The following is a 16,439-nucleotide window of genomic DNA, read 5'->3' on the forward strand; positions in this document are numbered from 1 at the left end:
TCATGAACGCCTCACCGATTCCTCAAGATCCAGACCTCCTTGATACAGTGGCGCAGGGGCAGTACTACCTGCCTCATGCCGTGCTCGGAGCGCACCTCAGTGACGGGTCAGTGACGATCCGCACGGTGCATCATTTGGCCGACGCCGTCCAAATTGTCACGCCCGATCAAACAGTTGACGCTGTTCACGAACGCTCCGGCGTGTGGGTTGCCGTCTTTGAATGTGACGATATTCCCGACTACCGAGTGCGCGTGACCTACAGTGACCAGACGACACTGATGGACGACCCCTACCGTTTCCTGCCCACACTGGGCGAAATGGATATTTACCTCATTTCCGAGGGACGACACGAAGAACTGTGGAAAGTTCTGGGAGCACATCTGACTCACTACACCGGCCCGATGGGTGACGTCGAGGGCGTCGCATTTGCGGTATGGGCGCCCAACGCGTCTGCCGTGCGCGTCGTCGGCGACTTCAACTATTGGGACGGCACCGCCAGCGCAATGCGCTCACTGGGATCGTCCGGCGTGTGGGAGCTGTTCATCCCAGGTGTGGGCGTGGGAGCGCGCTACAAATTCGAGATCCGAGGGCCGGGCGGTAACTGGTTCCAAAAGGCTGACCCGATGGCACGTGCCACCGAGATTCCTCCGGCAACTGCCTCTGTTGTCACCGACCGTTTCCACAGGTGGGATGACGATGAGTGGATGGACAGGCGTGCTCACACCACCCCGCACACCGCTGCCATGTCAGTGTACGAAGTCCACATTGGATCCTGGAAACAGGGGCTGGGCTACCGTCAGCTCGCTGATGAGCTGATCGCCTACGTCACCGAAGCCGGTTTCACGCACGTCGAATTCATGCCGGTGGCTGAACATCCGTTCGGCGGTTCGTGGGGCTACCAGGTCACCTCGTACTACGCGCCGACCTCACGCTACGGCACGCCCGACGACTTCCGTTATCTGGTGGACCGCCTCCACCAGGCAGGTATCGGCGTCATCCTGGACTGGGTGCCAGCCCACTTCCCGAAGGATGACTGGGCGCTTGCCCGTTTCGACGGCACTCCCCTGTACGAGGATCCCGATCCGTTGCGTGGTGAACATCCGGATTGGGGAACGTACGTCTTCAACTTCGGGCGTCGGGAGGTGCGCAACTTCCTGGTTGCCAACGCCCTGTACTGGCTCGAGGAGTTCCACGTCGATGGCTTGCGTGTCGATGCGGTGGCCTCCATGCTGTATCTGGATTATTCACGCAAGGAAGGCCAGTGGCGGCCGAATCAGTACGGCGGTCGCGAACACCTGGAAGCCATCCAGTTCCTGCAGGAAGCCAACGCAACTGCCTACAGGCGTCACCCCGGCATCGTAATGGTGGCTGAAGAGTCAACAGCGTGGCCCGGCGTGACCGCGCCAACGTCAGGAGGCGGCCTGGGGTTCGGCATGAAGTGGAATATGGGCTGGATGAACGACACGCTGCGGTACATGCAGGAAGACCCTGTCAACCGTCGCTGGCACCACGGTGAACTCACGTTCTCGTTGGTGTACGCATTCTCCGAGAACTACATTCTGCCGCTGTCCCATGATGAGGTCGTTCACGGCAAAGGCTCGCTCGTTTCGAAGATGCCCGGTGATAAGTGGCAGAAAATGGCCTCGCTTCGCGCACTGTACGCCTACCAGTGGTCGCATCCTGGCAAACAACTGCTGTTCATGGGACAGGAATTTGGGCAGGAACAGGAATGGACCGAGCAGCATTCTCTGGATTGGTGGCTGCTCGATGACGATCTGCATTCCGGGTTGCTGTCGCTGGTGTCGGCTCTCAACAGGATCTATCGCGACGAGCCCGCGCTGTGGGACGACGACTACACGGGCTTTGAGTGGATCGACGCGTCAGACGGCGATCACAACGTGATCTCCCATATCCGCAAGGGAATGGGCTCCGATGACAAGCAGCACCTCCTTGTCTGCGTCACGAACTTTGCCGGCACACCTCACGAGGGCTACCGCGTGGGGCTGCCGTTCAGCGGCCAGTGGGAGGAAATCCTCAACACTGACAGCGAAGAGTTCGGCGGATCCGGTGTGATCAACATGGGGCCGGTCATCGCTGAAGATGTTCCATGGAACGGCCGGCCAGCATCGGCTGAGCTGCGCGTGCCACCGCTGGGTGCGCTCTGGCTGCGTCCTGTCACATCTGAGAACTAGACACGGACGGTTGAGCGGACGGGCAGCAATTCCTGCCTGCTCGCTCAACCGCCCGTGAGATATGCGAGCAATGATGGAACTGATCAGCGGCGACATCACAACACTTGAGGTGGACGCCATTGTCAACGCTGCGAACTCGTCACTGCTGGGTGGTGGCGGCGTGGATGGGGCAATTCACCGCGGAGCTGGGCCCGACCTGCTCGCCGCCTGCAAGAAAGTGCGTGCCAGCCAGTTCCCTGATGGTCTTCCCGTGGGGCACGCTGTAGCGACTGAGGGTTTCAGACTGCCGGCGCGCTGGGTAATCCACACTGTCGGACCTAACCGGCATCGCGGGCAGACTGACCCGGATCTGCTACGCTCCTGCTTCACGTCGAGTCTGCGGGTTGCCGAGGACATCAGTGCACGCTCCGTAGCGTTCTCTGCAATTTCAGCAGGAGTGTACGGCTGGGATATGGAACAGGTTGCGAGTATCGGCATAGAGGCGGCTCGCACCTATGAAAGCGAACAGGACGAGCACGCAATCAGGATCGTGTTCTGCTTATTTGATGACCGAGCCCTGCACGTATGGCGCAGCGTCGCCGGCGAGCACTAGACTGCCCCGACGCGCGGACGAGCCGATTCGAGCTGCCTCAGGTGCGATCACCACACCAGCCTCTAGATCATGAGAGCGGTTGCCAGCCTGCGACGGGCAGCGTTGACTTCCGGTGAGGATCCGGCCACGCGGAACAAGTCCAGGATGCGTGTGCGCAGCTCTTCACGCCTGTCATCATCGGTGCTGTGCTCCAAAGCGCTGATCAGAACGTCGAAGGCCTGAGCGTGCTGGCCGGCGTTAAACAGCTCATCAGCATGATCCAGGTCGTTATCCGCATTCCCAGCCGTGCCGCGCTCAAGCAGACGCACGCGCGCCAACTGGGCTTCGGCATCGTGGTCGCGCGCATTGCGCTCCACGATCTTCTCCCACGCCGCGATCGCGCCGTCGAGGTCACCTGATTCTTCCAGGTCCAACGCATGCTGGTGTTCAGGCGGTACGGGCGCCTTCACGTCCTCCCCGCTGACTGCGACGCGGCCCGTAACCCCCATCTGCTGGGCTGCCGTCAACAGTTCATCCAGGACCGGCACGACCTGTTCTTTAATCGCATTTCCCTGGAAGAGCGGGATCGGGCGCCCACCGATCAGTGCACACACCGTCGGCAAGGCCTGCACCTGAAGTGCGCGAGTGATGCCCGGAGCTTTCTCCACCTCGATCTTCACCAACTGGAAGGCGCCGCTCCTTTCGCGGACGATCCCCTCCAGCATGGACAGAACGGACGATGACTCCAAGGAGCGCGATGACCACAGTGCCATCAGCACAGGAACAGTGCGTGACGTTGCCATGATGTCCTCGAACTGAGCGTCATCGCAGTCGCGAATCAAAGGCACGTTCAGTTGCACCCCGGCATCACCGTCGGCAGGAGCGGCAGCAGGGACGCCCGAAGCGGACAGGTCAACGGCACCGTGAGAATCGGCGACCTGACGCTGCACGTGAGACTGTTCGGAGGCCTCCGCGCTGTGCGCTGCACGCGAGGCTGGTTCCCGCTGCGAATTGTGCTGCGCCATTGATGGATCACTCTCTGCCACTTATTCTCCTTCGGGTTTGGTTGAATCGTCGCGCGTGACCTGCTCGATCACACGTTCAGCGCCGATGACGCGAGCTTTCTGATCGGATCCGGCCTGCGGCAGCTCAATCAAAACCGAGACCAGGTATTTTGCAGATGCCGATCCGATAACCTTGGGGTCTCCCTCGTTAATAGCCGCAGGGGAGCCGCCCAGCTGCATGGTGGATCTGGCAACCGTGCGCTGGTAGGTGTGCGTCATTGCGAACGATGCGGACACGAGGGCTGATCCGTTGTTCAAGACGAGTCCTGAGATCGGCAATCCCTCCGTCTGTGCGTGAGCCGTGACGGTACCGGCGGCCTGCACGGATTGTCCGAGCGATGCGATCTCGTCGAAGTGCGAGCGCGCATACTCGTCTTCTGCGAACATGTCGGATCCGGCGGTGCCAGAATTGAGCATTTCGACGTATTTTTCCACTGCTTCGCTGGGCGTCATGATGAAGCCGTCGGCATCGGCAGGTACGTATGCTGCACCCGTCTCCAGTGGGGCTGTCGTGAATTCTGAGCCGCCCAGAAGGCGCACCCAGTTCTCCAGTTCGTAATTGGAGCGCGCATCCTGCTGAGTGATGACGTAAACAATCGGCAGTTCCCCGTCCGAGCTTTGCTCGATGTCCAGGAACATTCGCGGCCACGTCGTTGAGTTGGTCGATGTCACCATTTCCCCGGTGAGACTCAGCTGCGGCACCGTGGTGTCCTTGGCTTTGGCGAGCACGAACTGTGCACCGCGCATGCGCAGAGCCGGGTCTTTGACGCGTCCGGACAGGGCTTCGGTCGTGCCCTCGTCACTGGCTTGGTCGAGTGCGGCCTGGATATGTCCGAGGATCGTGTTGATGCGGTTGGCATCCAGGTTGGCCGCACCGTTTGCGCCGGACGCTGGCTGTTCAGTGGCCGGTACTTCTATTTCTCCTGACGAGCAGGCGCTGACCATCGACAGTGATGCGAGCATCACCACGGCAGCGCAGATGCGGCGGCGTATCACTGTTCCTCCTTGGTCGATCCTGTTCCGTCACGATGCAGCCAGTTCGACATGATGGACGTCCATGCGCCCTTTTGGGAACGGCCAGTGTCCTGAGGTCGTTCGGCGTCAGCTTGTGTATCGTCGCCCCGTGGATCGTCGCCGTCCTGTGAACGGTCGGTTCGGCTCGCGTGTCCAGTGCCGCTCACATGGTCGGCTTCGTTTTCCGCACGGTCGCCGTCTGTCTGACGTACGAGGGTGTCGCCGCTGTCTGCTTGGTGCGCCGACGGGACGATCGGGATGAGGCCAGTGTTGAATTCGTGGCCATCGATATTCACCGATTCTTCGCCTCGGGAGCGCGCTTCGCGTAATGCGCGTCGCGTCGGGAAGACCATCGGTACACGAGCCACGGACATGTCAATGACACCCGAATCGGTGGGGGCCGAATGTTCGACTGGTTCGGCTGGCTTTGCAGTCTCAGCCGGCTCAGCAAGCTCAGCCGGTTCTACAGCTTCCTCCGACTCAGCGGGTTCGGCAGCCTGTTTCTGTTCGACGAGGTCTTCAGCTTCGCCGTTCATGGCCGGCTCGACAGGTTCAGCGGATTCAGCAAGTTCTTCCGGCTCTTCCGCTGCTTCGTACTGGTTCGCCTCTTCGGAGCGTTTCACCTCTTCACAGTGATCGTGTTCTTGCCGGTGGGCTTGCTCCTCAGGCAAGCCGTCAGCTTCATCTGTCAGGTCGGCTACCGGGACCGGCTCGCTGACATCAAGCGACTCAGCCTTGTCTGCTTCATGGGTACCGTCCTCAGCTTGCGACACGTCACCCTCATCGTCTGCCTCGTCAGAGGCTTCCTCGGCGTCTGGCATCTGGGAGATGTCGATCGGGGCGGTGTCGGTGGTATCAGCCTGGTCACGAGACTTCAGCTCGTCGGCACGTGCCGCGCGGCGACGCTGGTTGCGCCAGATGATGACCGCCATGACTGCGGCGATCAGTGCCAGGACAATGGTCAAAAGCCACACGGCGATCGCTGCGATATTGGTGCGCTCAACCGGCCAAGTCAACGTCAATGTCGGGGCTTTCGAACCGTCTGTCGTGGCCAGTACGGACACCGTGTCAGGAACGGCTTTCAGTGTGAGCGACGCGCTCCCCTGGCCGGCTGCCTGATCCAACCACATGTCATTATCCAACGGGTTCGCAATCGAGGCCCCCGACTGAGCTTCTTCCTTGGCAGTCTGAGCTTCGGACTGTGCCTGGCCATCGGCCGTTGACTGAGGAGCAGCTGCGGATTGCTCGCCATCAGCCACATCCGACGATTGCGCCTGATTCGCATCCGTTTCCGCATGGTCGGTTACTTTCAGCTGTGTCATACCAGCTTCCAGGCCCACAACTTCGGTATAAGCCTCGTCACCGAGCCACCCGATCACATCAGGAGTGGATCCAACCACGACACTGACGGGCGTCGACGCATCGGCAGCTTCGACGGTCACTGTCACGTCTTCTGCTTTCAAAGGGAGCACACGCGCACGCGTCATCACATAGGGCTGATCTGGGTCAGCCTTGGCCTCAATGTGCTGTCCAGGTGCCCAAACGGTCAGTGTCAAAATGCCGATGATGCCAGCAACAAGAGCCACTGCTGCAAGGGCTAAAGCGCTGGCGTAACGTCTGATACCACTCACAGTGTCCGCTCCTCCGCAAAAATTCCTCGTATGTCATTCACAATACAGTGCCCGTTGATGTGAGCGCAGAACCGATGGTAATAATCCATCATATCGCAGAGTCGAAAAGGGCAGTGCCTGACGGGCTCACGAGACAGGCCCAACAAGTCAGGCTCAGAGGGGCCGAAGCCGGTGCTCCCAGCAATGCCGGTGCCAATGGCGTCTGGCTTCCACCCCCTGATCCCATCCAAAGGGTGCTTCTTCGGGCCACGCGACCACATGAGGTGTGCCAGGAGCAATCGGATGGACACAACCAGGACACGTGTACGTCTTCTGCGATCCCGACACGTACGACACCTGATAGTGCAGCCCACCAGGCCCCTCGGCACTAAGCGGCATGGAGGCCAGACGACTCATATCGAGGCGCGGATGTTCGCCGCCCCAAGGTCGTTTTCGTGACCGTCTGCCCCGCCCCATGTCGTGATCGCTCCTCTGGCCGCCTACGTCGTCTTGCCGCTCTTACTTATTCCTATCGCACACGACACCCGCGCGCCACACGCGCAAGGGGTGCAGCTCAGAATCCAGACAGACCACGTCAGCACGCTTGCCGACTTCGAGTGCCCCCACCGTCTCATCGCCAAGGATTCTGGCACCTTGAGCAGATGCCATAAATACCGCATCGACCAGCGGAATTCCAGCGCCTACTGCGACGCGCACGCAATCGAGCAGGTGAGCTGTTCCACCGGCGATCGCTCCGCCATCAGTCAGACGAGCAATCCCATCAGTTACCGTCACAGCCTGAGGCCCAAGCTGGTAGCTGCCATCCGCCATTCCGGCAGCAGCCATCGCATCAGTGATGAAGACGCAGCGCGACCGTCCGAGAACCTCGTACACACAGCGCACCAGCGTGGGATTGACATGCACACCATCACAGATCATCTCCACGACCGCATCACCTCGCGCACCCGCTGCAAGGAACTCTGCAATGGAACCGGGATCGCGGTGGTGCATCGGCTTCATGCCGTTAAACAGGTGCGTCACCGTCGCCAGGGGACGTGTATGGTCCGGGTCTTTCAGCTGATCAGCGTAGCGTCCTCGGGCGTCCTCAAAGACGGCTCGAACGTCGTCCGGCTCTGCATCCGTATGCCCCCACGATGGCAGAGCACCCCCCTCGCGCAGTACTTCAGCCACTGAACCCTCACCGCTGGCGTGCGGTTTCTCCGGCGCCACGGTCATGGTCACCGCGTGCCCGCCAGCCACGTCCAGCAGTTCAGCTGTCAGCACGGGATCCGGGTCGCAGATGAACTGTGGGTCCTGCGCGCCACAGCGCTCATGAGACACGAACGGACCTTCAAAGTGGATTCCAGCCAGCTCCCCTCGATCGGCCAGCGTGGCGAGCATGGCAGCACGTTCCTTGAGGGTCTGCGCGTCAGCAGTCACCAGCGATGCAACAAGGGAGGTCGTCCCGTGAGCGCGGTGCTCGGTAACAGCCGTCATCGCTTGCTCGGGGGTCTGCGCGTTCGGGAACGATTCGCCACCACCGCCGTGGCAGTGCACGTCGACGAGGCCAGGGATAATGATGTCATCGCTCGGCTTCAGATCATTGAGTTGTTCACGAATTGACGAGGGGGCCTCCTGCGCCGCCGCATCACCGACCCAGATAATGGTGTCGCGGTCCCACGCCACTGCCCCATCGTCGATCACCGTATCCGGTGTGACGACCCGTCCTCGAAGAGCAACGAGTGAAGTGGATTGATCAGTCTGATCCGTCATGGTCTCTCTTTTCCTAGAACAGGCGAGATTCTGCGTCATCGACGCCTCGCATTGCGTCGTAGTCGAGTACGACTACTTGGATTCCTCTGTCTTCTGCCAGTGTGCGTGCCTGCCGCGTGACCTCCTGAGCAGCGAAAATGCCGCGAATGTCAGAAAGCAGGGGATCTCTGGCCAGTAGCGACAGGTAGCGAGTGAGCTGTTCCACTCCGTCGACGCCACCGCGTCGCTTCACCTCGATAGCGATGGGAACATTGTGTTCGTCGCGCACCAGCAGATCCACCGGCCCGATTGGCGTGGGATATTCTCTGCGAACCAGCGAGTATCCCGTTCCCAGGATCAAGGGCACCTGTTCAGCCAGCAGAGCCTGCAGGTGGGCTTCCACGCCGTCCTTAATGAGGCCCGGATCCACGCCGAGGTCCTCGTTGACGTCGTGGAGAACGTCGAAAATACGGATGAGCAGCTGGTCGTCAGACTTGGCGGCCTGAACAGTCCACACCTCGCTCACGCCTAGATCCGTTTCATCGGTGCTGGGCTCATCGATGCGCATATGGCACGAGGCGCTCATCCAGTTCAGCGGCTTATAGGAGCCGCCATCGGAGTGAACCAGGACCGAGCCGTCTGCCTTCAGCATGATGACGCGCGGGGCTTTGTCCAGGTGCGCGGTTAGCCGGCCTGAATAATCAACTGAACATGTTGCTACTACGATACGCACGAAAGCGTGCCTGCCTTTTTGCTCGTTTTAGTCGATGGACGATTGCGAGGAACGCGGAGGGCCAGATTCTGCCCATGACACCAGGCCGTTGTAACTGGATGCGGCCATCGCCACCTGCCAGCGATCATCACCGGAGACCAGATGCACTTCGATCATGGTTCCGTCAACAGAGCGAGTGTCGGGCGCTGAGACTTCAAGGGTACGTCGAGGCATTGAGAAAACCGGCCGCATGGAAAACCCCACCAGGCGGTACCAGGTGAGGGTTTCGACTCCGTAATGGGCGACTCCGGCTGTCCAGCCGGACTGAGAGTCTCGGCGCGCCCAGCATCTAAACGATCCCAGGTAGGTGTCCAGCCGGCGGGCACGCACATTGATATAGCCGACGATCAGCATAGCGATGACGGCGAGTATGACGATGAGCCACAGCGCCCACACCAACGCAGTGTTCATGATGCTGTAGCTCCTTCCATGCAGTAATATCGCCTACGTCCGTGATGAATGCTCATCACGGACGTAGTTCTCAGTGTTCTCAGGACTCCATGCCTTCTGCAACAACGGTGACAACGTCAGAATCCACGGAGACGAATCCGCCGGCTACCGGAAATGTCTTCGTGTCGTCGCCAATGGTGAGAATGACGGGACCTTCTTTCAATCTAGCCAACAATGGTTGACGATGAGGCAAAATGCCCAGCGAGCCGTCTTCGACTGGGACCTGCACATACTGCGCAGCTCCCTGCCAGGACAGGCCTCGCTTCGTCACGATTTTGACGCTCAGCGCCCCTGTCTCGGCCATCAGGATTCTGCCTCAAGTTCGTGCCACTTGCGCTCCAGATCCTCAATGCCGCCGATATTGAAGAATGCCTGCTCAGGAACCTTGTCGTAGTAGCCCTCGGCAATGCGCTTGAAGGCTTCGATGGTTTCTGACAGCGGAACGGTGGAGCCTGGCTGGCCGGTGAACTTTTCAGCCATATAGATGTTCTGTGACAGGAACTGTTCGATTCGACGTGCACGCGCAACCGTGACCTTGTCTTCCTCGGACAATTCGTCGACACCCAGAATGGCGATGATGTCCTGCAGCTCCTTGTTCTTCTGCAAGATGGCCTTGACGTGGATTGCCACATCGTAGTGTTCCTGGCCGATCGCAGCCGGGTCAAGCAGACGGCTGGTCGATGACAGCGGGTCAACCGCCGGGTACAGACCCTTCGACGCGATCTCACGGGACAGTTCCGTGGTCGCATCCAGGTGCGCGAACGTGGTAGCCGGCGCGGGGTCCGTGTAGTCATCGGCTGGCACGTAGATGGCCTGCAGCGAGGTAATGGAGTGACCACCGGCAGAGGTGATGCGCTCTTGAAGCTGGCCCATCTCGTCCGCCAGATTCGGCTGGTAACCCACGGCCGAGGGCATACGGCCCAGCAGGGTGGACACCTCGGAACCTGCCTGAGTGAAACGGAAGATGTTGTCGATGAACAGCAGCACGTCCTGGTTTTGTACATCGCGGAAGTATTCCGCCATCGTCAGGCCGGTCAGCGCGATACGCAACCTGGTCCCCGGCGGCTCGTCCATCTGGCCAAAGACCAGTGCGGTCTTGTCGAAGACGCCTGCATCAGCCATTTCGTGAATCAGGTCGTTGCCTTCACGGGTACGTTCGCCCACACCGGCGAACACGGACACGCCGCCGTGATCCTGAGCAACACGCTGAATCATTTCCTGAATCAGCACGGTCTTGCCCACGCCTGCGCCGCCGAACAGGCCGATCTTGCCGCCCTGCACATAGGGGGTAAGCAGGTCGATCACCTTGATGCCCGTTTCGAACATCTTGGTGCGTGGCTCAAGCTGATCGAATGCAGGTGGTTGACGGTGAATAGGCCAGCGCTCTGTGATTTCGAGCTGTTCGCCATCTTTGAGGTTGAGCGGTTCACCGATCACGTTGAAGACGTGTCCCTTGGTGACGTCACCGACCGGGACAGTGATGGGGCCGCCGGTGTCGCGCACGCGGGCACCGCGCACCAGGCCGTCAGTCGGCTTGAGTGCGATTGTGCGAACCAGGTTGTCACCCAAGTGCTGTGCGACTTCCAGCGTCATGACGAATGATTCGGATCCTTCGCCCTGGTCAGGCAGCTCCACATCCACCTGCAGTGCGTTGTAGAGGGCCGGGATCCGGTCAGGCGGAAACTCGACGTCGACAACGGGGCCGACGACGCGGGCAACTCGGCCTTCGCCGGTTTCTGGTGATTCTGTCATGGTCATCTTCTCCATCATGTGGGCTCAGCCGTTAGCCAAGGCGTCGGCCCCGCCCACGATCTCACTAATTTCCTGCGTGATCTCCGCCTGGCGGGCCGAATTCGCCAAACGCGTGTACTTCGTAATCAATTCTTCAGCGTTGTCGGTTGCCGTGTGCATCGCTCGCTGACGCGACGCCAGTTCCGATGCGGCGGCTTGAAGCAGAACGTTGCGGATGCGGCTTTCCACATAAAGAGGCAGCAAAGCATCGAGGACGTCGCGCGCAGACGGGATGAATTCGTATTCAGGGAAAAGCAGTGATCCGTCGTCCTTTACCGGATCGACTTCATTTGTCTCGCCTTCACCATAGGCATCCACGACAGTCAGCGGCAGCATCTGCCTGACCTGAGGAATCTGACTCATCATGTTCCGGAATCGCGTGTAGACCAGGTGAACCTCGGACACGCCGGTCATCCTGTCCTCATCCAGGAACCGCTTCAGCAGTTCCTCGGCGATGCTGTGCGTCATCTCCAGGCTGGGTTCGTCCGATTCACCTTCCCACGAACGCTCGATCTCAGCGCCACGGAAGCTGAAGTAATTCTTGGCGCGACGCCCGCAGGTATACAGGATCGGGGTCTTCCCTTCTTCGCGCAGCGTGGTGATAAGGTGCTCTGTTTCACGCAGAATTGTCGCTGAATAGGCACCCGCCATGCCTCGGTCAGAAGCGACCACCAGCACGGCCACGCGAGGCGTGTCGTTTCGCACGTCGGTCAGCGGGTGCCCCATATCCGTGTGGATGGCAACTGAGGCCACAGCCTGCGTGATCGCCTGCTCGTAGGGTCCCACTTCGGTCGCATCGCGACGCGCCGCGCCGATCCTGGAGGCTGCAATCATCTCCATGGCGCGGAAGACCTTGCTCAGCGTTTGCGTAGACGCAATGCGCTGCTTGTAGATCCTCTGCTGACCAGCCATCGATCAGGCCTTCTTCTCACGGCGACGACGGATAATCTCTTCACGTGAATGTTCAGCTTCAACCTCGCCGTCCTCCAGGTTCTCACCTGGCTGAGCGCTCAGCCACTGCTGCGTGAACTTCTCTGCGGCCTCACGCAGAGCATTCTCCGTGTCATCATCCAGCACGCCAGTCTCGCGGATCGTGGTCAGCACGTCGGAGTGTGAGCGCAGGTAGTCCAGAAGCTGATGCTCATAGGAACTCACGTCAGACACGTCCAGCTCGTCGAGGTAGCCGTGCGTACCCACCCAGATCGATGCGACCTGTTCTTCCACGGGGTACGGCGTGGACTGCGGCTGCTTGAGCAGTTCCATCAGACGCTCACCACGAGTCAACTGCGAACGGGTCGTGGCGTCAAGGTCGGAAGCGAACATTGCGAACGCCGCCATCGAACGGTACTGGGCCAGCGTCAGTTTCAGCGTGCCCGCCACTTTCTTCATGGCCTTGATCTGAGCGTCGCCACCCACGCGGGACACCGAGATACCGACGTCGACTGCAGGGCGCTGGTTCGAGTTGAACAGATTCGACTGCAGGAAGATCTGGCCGTCGGTGATTGAAATGACGTTGGTCGGAATGTAGGCCGATACGTCGTTCGCTTTCGTTTCGATGATGGGAAGACCCGTCATCGATCCGCCGCCCAGTTCATCGGAGAGTTTGGCGCAACGTTCGAGCAGACGTGAATGCAGGTAGAACACGTCGCCGGGGTATGCTTCACGCCCCGGTGGGCGACGCAGCAGAAGGGACACGGCTCGGTAGGCCTCGGCCTGCTTGGACAGGTCATCGAACACGATGAGGACGTGCTTACCCTCGTACATCCAGTGCTGTCCGATAGCGGATCCGGTGTAGGGCGCAAGGTACTTAAAGCCTGCGGGGTCGGATGCCGGTGAGGCAATGATGGTGGTGTAGTCCATCGCCCCGTTTTCTTCCAGTGTGGAGCGCACCGATGCGATCGTCGAACCCTTCTGGCCAACCGCCACGTAGATGCAGCGCACCTGCTTGCTCGGATCGCCCGACAGCCAGTTATCACGCTGGTTCATGATCGTGTCGATCGCGATGGTGGTCTTACCTGTCTGACGGTCACCGATGATCAGCTGACGCTGGCCACGTCCGATCGGAATCATCGAGTCGATAGCTTTCAGACCGGTCTGGAGCGGCTCGTGGACCGAACGACGCATCATCACGCCGGGTGCCTGAAGTTCGAGGGCGCGTCGACCCGTCAGATCCTGGATCTCGCCCAGACCGTCGATCGGATTGCCGAGGGGGTCAACGGTGCGCCCCAGGTATCCGTCACCAACCGGCACAGACAGAACGTCACCTGTGCGGTGAACCGGCTGGCCTTCTTCAATGCCGCTGAAATCACCCAGCAGAACGGCACCAATTTCGCGCACGTCGAGGTTCATGGCCACGCCAAGCGTGCCGTCTTCAAAGCGAAGAAGCTCGTTTGCCATTGCACCGGGCAGGCCTTCCACGCGGGCAATGCCGTCGGCCGTTTCGGTGACGTGTCCGACTTCTTCGACTGCCGCTTGAGTGGGCTTGTAGGAGTCCACAAAAGAATCGAGAGCCGAGCGGATCTCTTCGGAGCTAATCGAGAGTTCAGCCATTGAGCGTTTCCTTTGTCTGTGTATTGTGGTGCGCCTTCATCTATCAGTGCGCGAGGGATTGGTGCAACTGTCGTAGTCGCGTTGCTATCGATGAATCTATGACGAGGTCGCCGGAGATGATTCGGAATCCTCCGATCAGGGAGGGATCGTATGTCATGTCGATGCTGACCGTTTCGCCCAGTTTCTCGTTGAGCATCGTCTGGAGGCGATGCATCTGAGTATCTGTCAACGGGCCGGCACTGATGACGGACACCAGGTTTTCATCTTTCAGGGACGCTGCGTCCTGCGCGATATGGCGCAGATGCGACATCAGCTGTCCTTTGTTGAGCCGTCCGACCTGGCGGCGCACAATCCGCAGAGTCCATGCGCTGACGTGAGGTCCGAAAATCTTTTCCGCCAGAGCTGCCCGATCGTCAGATGATCCACGCCCCAGCACCGACAGCTGCGTGCGCAGCTCCCGGTTGGACAGGAGGACCTGGTGAATGTCGGACAATTCGGAAAGAACCCGGTCCAAGCCGTCATGAGACTTCGCGTCACGCAGAAGAGCGTGAATACCCACCTGCTCCAGACCCTCGATAATGTCACTGGACGATGACCACTCGCCCTCAACGAGAGTGTGAATCACCTCGAGCGTCTGAGAGGTGACCGTGGCGGCGAACAAGTCGTCAGCCAGACGCACCTTGTCCTCACGAGCGCGCGCCGGATCGGTCAATGAGCGACCCAAGCGTGAATCGTCCCTGACCATATCTGCGATAGCGAAGAGCTCTTCCGCCACACGCAGTCCCTGGTCAGTTTCAGAGAACGTGGGCGACAAGATGCGCGACACAACTGACTGTGCGGCATCGACACTCATGCGGCTTGATCTGCGCATTATGCGTTCGTTCCTTGCGGCTGTGCGGAGGTCGACGCAGGCGTGCTCAACGACATGTCATCAAGGTCATCGAGGAAGCGGTCCATCACCCGATGTGACAGATCCTGATCCCTGAGCTGCTCAGAGACGATGCGTTCGGCCAGCTGGGTTGCCAGCTCACCAATGTCCGAGCGCAGCGAAACCACTGCTGACTGGCGTTCAGCCTGAATCTGGCGCTGAGCGTTCTCCTGAATGCGGGCGGCTTCTTCCTGGGCGGATTCGCGAGCCTGAGACTTGATGCGTTTCGCGTCAGCATTTGCCTGCTCGCGAATGGAATGAGCCTCAACGTTGGCCTGCGCCAACGCCTCTTCGCGTTCGCGTTCAGCAAGTGCACGGTCTTCACGTGCCTGTTCAGCAGCATGCAGACCGGCCTCGATGCGCTCCTCGCGCTCATCCATCATCGCGTAGATGCGGGGAAGAGCGAACTTGCCGATGACAAGCCAGATTCCCAGCAAAATGATGGCAGACAGAAAGACTTCGGCCACTGGTGGGACGAGGACGCTCGTCCCAGCCGCCGCATCTCCTGCTTCTTGCATTGGCAACATGAATATCACTGAACGACGAAGGGCATTGCGAAGCCGATCAAGGCGAGGGCTTCGACAAGTGCGGCACCGATGATCATGTTGGTGAACAGACGGCCGGCAACCTCAGGCTGACGGGCGGTTGCTTCCTGGGTCTTGCCCACCAGCATGCCAATACCCAAACCAGGTCCGAGGGTTGCAATTCCGTAGCCGATGTAGGCGATTGTTCCGGTCATGGATTCTTCCTTTTCTGTGTGTGTGCCAAGCGGCTGTGTATTTGACTAATGGGATTCCACCGACAACTTGATGTAGACAGCAGTCAGCGTGGCAAAAATGTAGGCCTGCAGGAAGGCGACGAAGATCTCGAAAAGCGTCATTGCAATGGCTGCCGCGAATGTGGCGACCGCCAGAGCCTTGAGCGAGCCTGCCGCCGCCAGCAGGGCTGACGTCCCGAAGAACGTCAATGCGAGCAACAGGTGTCCCGACATCATGTTGCACAGGAGTCGGACCGCCAGCGTTGCAGGGCGGACAATGAATGTTGAGAAAAACTCGATGGGAGTGATCAGCAGGTAAACCGGCTTAGGGAGTCCCTTCGGCAAGAGCTGCTCAGCAAAGAACGTGCCGACACCGCGGGTACGGATACCCGCCCAGATGAACGACACGTAGGAGAAGATTGCGAACACCAGCGGCACAGCGATTACCGACGAGGCGGCAATGTTGATACCGGGAACGATGCCGGTGATGTTCATTGCGATCACGCCGAAGAAAAAGACGCCGATCAGTGGCGCGTACTGTCGCCCTCGCTTCTCCCCCAACATCGGGATGGAGATCGAATCGCGGATAAACAGGGCGCATGCTTCAATCAGTTGCTGGAAGCGAGTGGGGACGATCTTCGCCCTCATTGCGCCCGCAACAAACAGAGCACAGATCAGCACCGCAGCAATGATGCGTGCCAGTGTCAGGCGGTTGACCACCGTACCGTGTTCAGGTCCGAACAGCGATGGCGGGAAGAAATCTGTCACACCGGGACTGTGGGGATGGCTGCGCAGCGCAGGAATAGCTGTCAGAGCTATCAGAAGAACCAGACCTGCCGTGACAATCCAGTACCAGAGCGGAAGGTTACGTCGCCTGGGCTCAGCGGAGCGTGACGTGACCTGTGTGGACACCTGGGTCGTTGACATCGCCGAGGACGGCCTCCTTTCGATCCGCATGCACTGCGCTACAGGCTAGCCGACACGTGGT

General features: G+C 59.8%; 16 protein-coding genes. 2 read left to right on the top strand and 14 right to left on the bottom strand.

Translation table 11 applies throughout. The features are described 5' to 3' along the window. Positions 1-2: 2 nt before the first annotated feature. Both glgB and AC1DA5_RS04200 read left to right on the top strand, forming a co-directional pair. Positions 3-2,192, top strand: a complete 2,190-nt coding sequence (glgB, locus tag AC1DA5_RS04195) for a 1,4-alpha-glucan branching protein GlgB (protein WP_480289324.1) — start codon at positions 3-5, stop codon at positions 2,190-2,192. Positions 2,193-2,262: 70 nt separating this feature from the next. Then, positions 2,263-2,784 (top strand): O-acetyl-ADP-ribose deacetylase, encoded by a 522-nt coding sequence (locus AC1DA5_RS04200; protein ID WP_070726447.1) that lies wholly within the window; start codon positions 2,263-2,265, stop codon positions 2,782-2,784. Positions 2,785-2,846: 62 nt separating this feature from the next. Here AC1DA5_RS04200 and AC1DA5_RS04205 read toward each other — a convergent pair whose 3' ends face one another. From AC1DA5_RS04205 to atpB, 14 genes are all read right to left on the bottom strand, one after another. Next, positions 2,847-3,809 (bottom strand): tetratricopeptide repeat protein, encoded by a 963-nt coding sequence (locus tag AC1DA5_RS04205; protein ID WP_227469280.1) that lies wholly within the window; start codon positions 3,807-3,809, stop codon positions 2,847-2,849. Further along, entirely contained in the window at positions 3,810-4,823 is a 1,014-nt protein-coding gene (locus AC1DA5_RS04210) for a DUF8094 domain-containing protein (RefSeq protein WP_058236976.1), read from the bottom strand. Beyond that, positions 4,820-6,472 (bottom strand): hypothetical protein, encoded by a 1,653-nt coding sequence (locus tag AC1DA5_RS04215; RefSeq protein ID WP_141757307.1) that lies wholly within the window; start codon positions 6,470-6,472, stop codon positions 4,820-4,822. Before AC1DA5_RS04215 ends, AC1DA5_RS04210 begins: the two co-directional genes overlap by 4 nt. Positions 6,473-6,970: 498 nt before the next feature. Beyond that, positions 6,971-8,224 (bottom strand): N-acetylglucosamine-6-phosphate deacetylase, encoded by a 1,254-nt coding sequence (locus AC1DA5_RS04220; RefSeq protein WP_058236979.1) that lies wholly within the window; start codon positions 8,222-8,224, stop codon positions 6,971-6,973. Between the two features lie 13 nt (positions 8,225-8,237). After that, on the bottom strand, positions 8,238-8,936 hold the full coding sequence (gene nucS / locus AC1DA5_RS04225) for an endonuclease NucS (protein ID WP_070726439.1): 699 nt from the start codon (positions 8,934-8,936) through the stop codon (positions 8,238-8,240). 27 nt (positions 8,937-8,963) lie between these two features. Next, positions 8,964-9,386, bottom strand: coding sequence for a DUF2550 family protein (locus AC1DA5_RS04230; RefSeq protein ID WP_058236981.1), 423 nt, complete (start codon positions 9,384-9,386; stop codon positions 8,964-8,966). Between the two features lie 79 nt (positions 9,387-9,465). Continuing rightward, positions 9,466-9,729, bottom strand: coding sequence for a F0F1 ATP synthase subunit delta/epsilon (locus tag AC1DA5_RS04235; protein WP_058236982.1), 264 nt, complete (start codon positions 9,727-9,729; stop codon positions 9,466-9,468). Next, on the bottom strand, positions 9,729-11,183 hold the full coding sequence (gene atpD / locus AC1DA5_RS04240; protein ID WP_371935771.1) for a F0F1 ATP synthase subunit beta: 1,455 nt from the start codon (positions 11,181-11,183) through the stop codon (positions 9,729-9,731). The genes AC1DA5_RS04235 and atpD overlap by 1 nt, the downstream gene beginning before the upstream one ends. Positions 11,184-11,201: 18 nt before the next feature. Next, on the bottom strand, positions 11,202-12,128 hold the full coding sequence (locus AC1DA5_RS04245; protein ID WP_058236983.1) for a F0F1 ATP synthase subunit gamma: 927 nt from the start codon (positions 12,126-12,128) through the stop codon (positions 11,202-11,204). Between the two features lie 3 nt (positions 12,129-12,131). Next, positions 12,132-13,766, bottom strand: coding sequence for a F0F1 ATP synthase subunit alpha (gene atpA, locus AC1DA5_RS04250; protein ID WP_070726435.1), 1,635 nt, complete (start codon positions 13,764-13,766; stop codon positions 12,132-12,134). Positions 13,767-13,809: 43 nt separating this feature from the next. After that, on the bottom strand, positions 13,810-14,637 hold the full coding sequence (locus tag AC1DA5_RS04255; protein ID WP_058236985.1) for a F0F1 ATP synthase subunit delta: 828 nt from the start codon (positions 14,635-14,637) through the stop codon (positions 13,810-13,812). After that, on the bottom strand, positions 14,637-15,221 hold the full coding sequence (locus tag AC1DA5_RS04260; RefSeq protein ID WP_058237819.1) for a F0F1 ATP synthase subunit B: 585 nt from the start codon (positions 15,219-15,221) through the stop codon (positions 14,637-14,639). The genes AC1DA5_RS04255 and AC1DA5_RS04260 overlap by 1 nt, the downstream gene beginning before the upstream one ends. Before the next feature lie 5 nt (positions 15,222-15,226). Further along, a complete protein-coding gene (atpE, locus tag AC1DA5_RS04265; protein WP_058236986.1) occupies positions 15,227-15,433 on the bottom strand; it encodes an ATP synthase F0 subunit C in 207 nt (68 codons plus the stop codon). Between the two features lie 45 nt (positions 15,434-15,478). Then, entirely contained in the window at positions 15,479-16,378 is a 900-nt protein-coding gene (atpB, locus tag AC1DA5_RS04270; RefSeq protein ID WP_070726433.1) for a F0F1 ATP synthase subunit A, read from the bottom strand. Positions 16,379-16,439 lie beyond the last annotated feature (61 nt).

This window comes from Pauljensenia sp. C0254C2, from assembly GCF_056583835.1.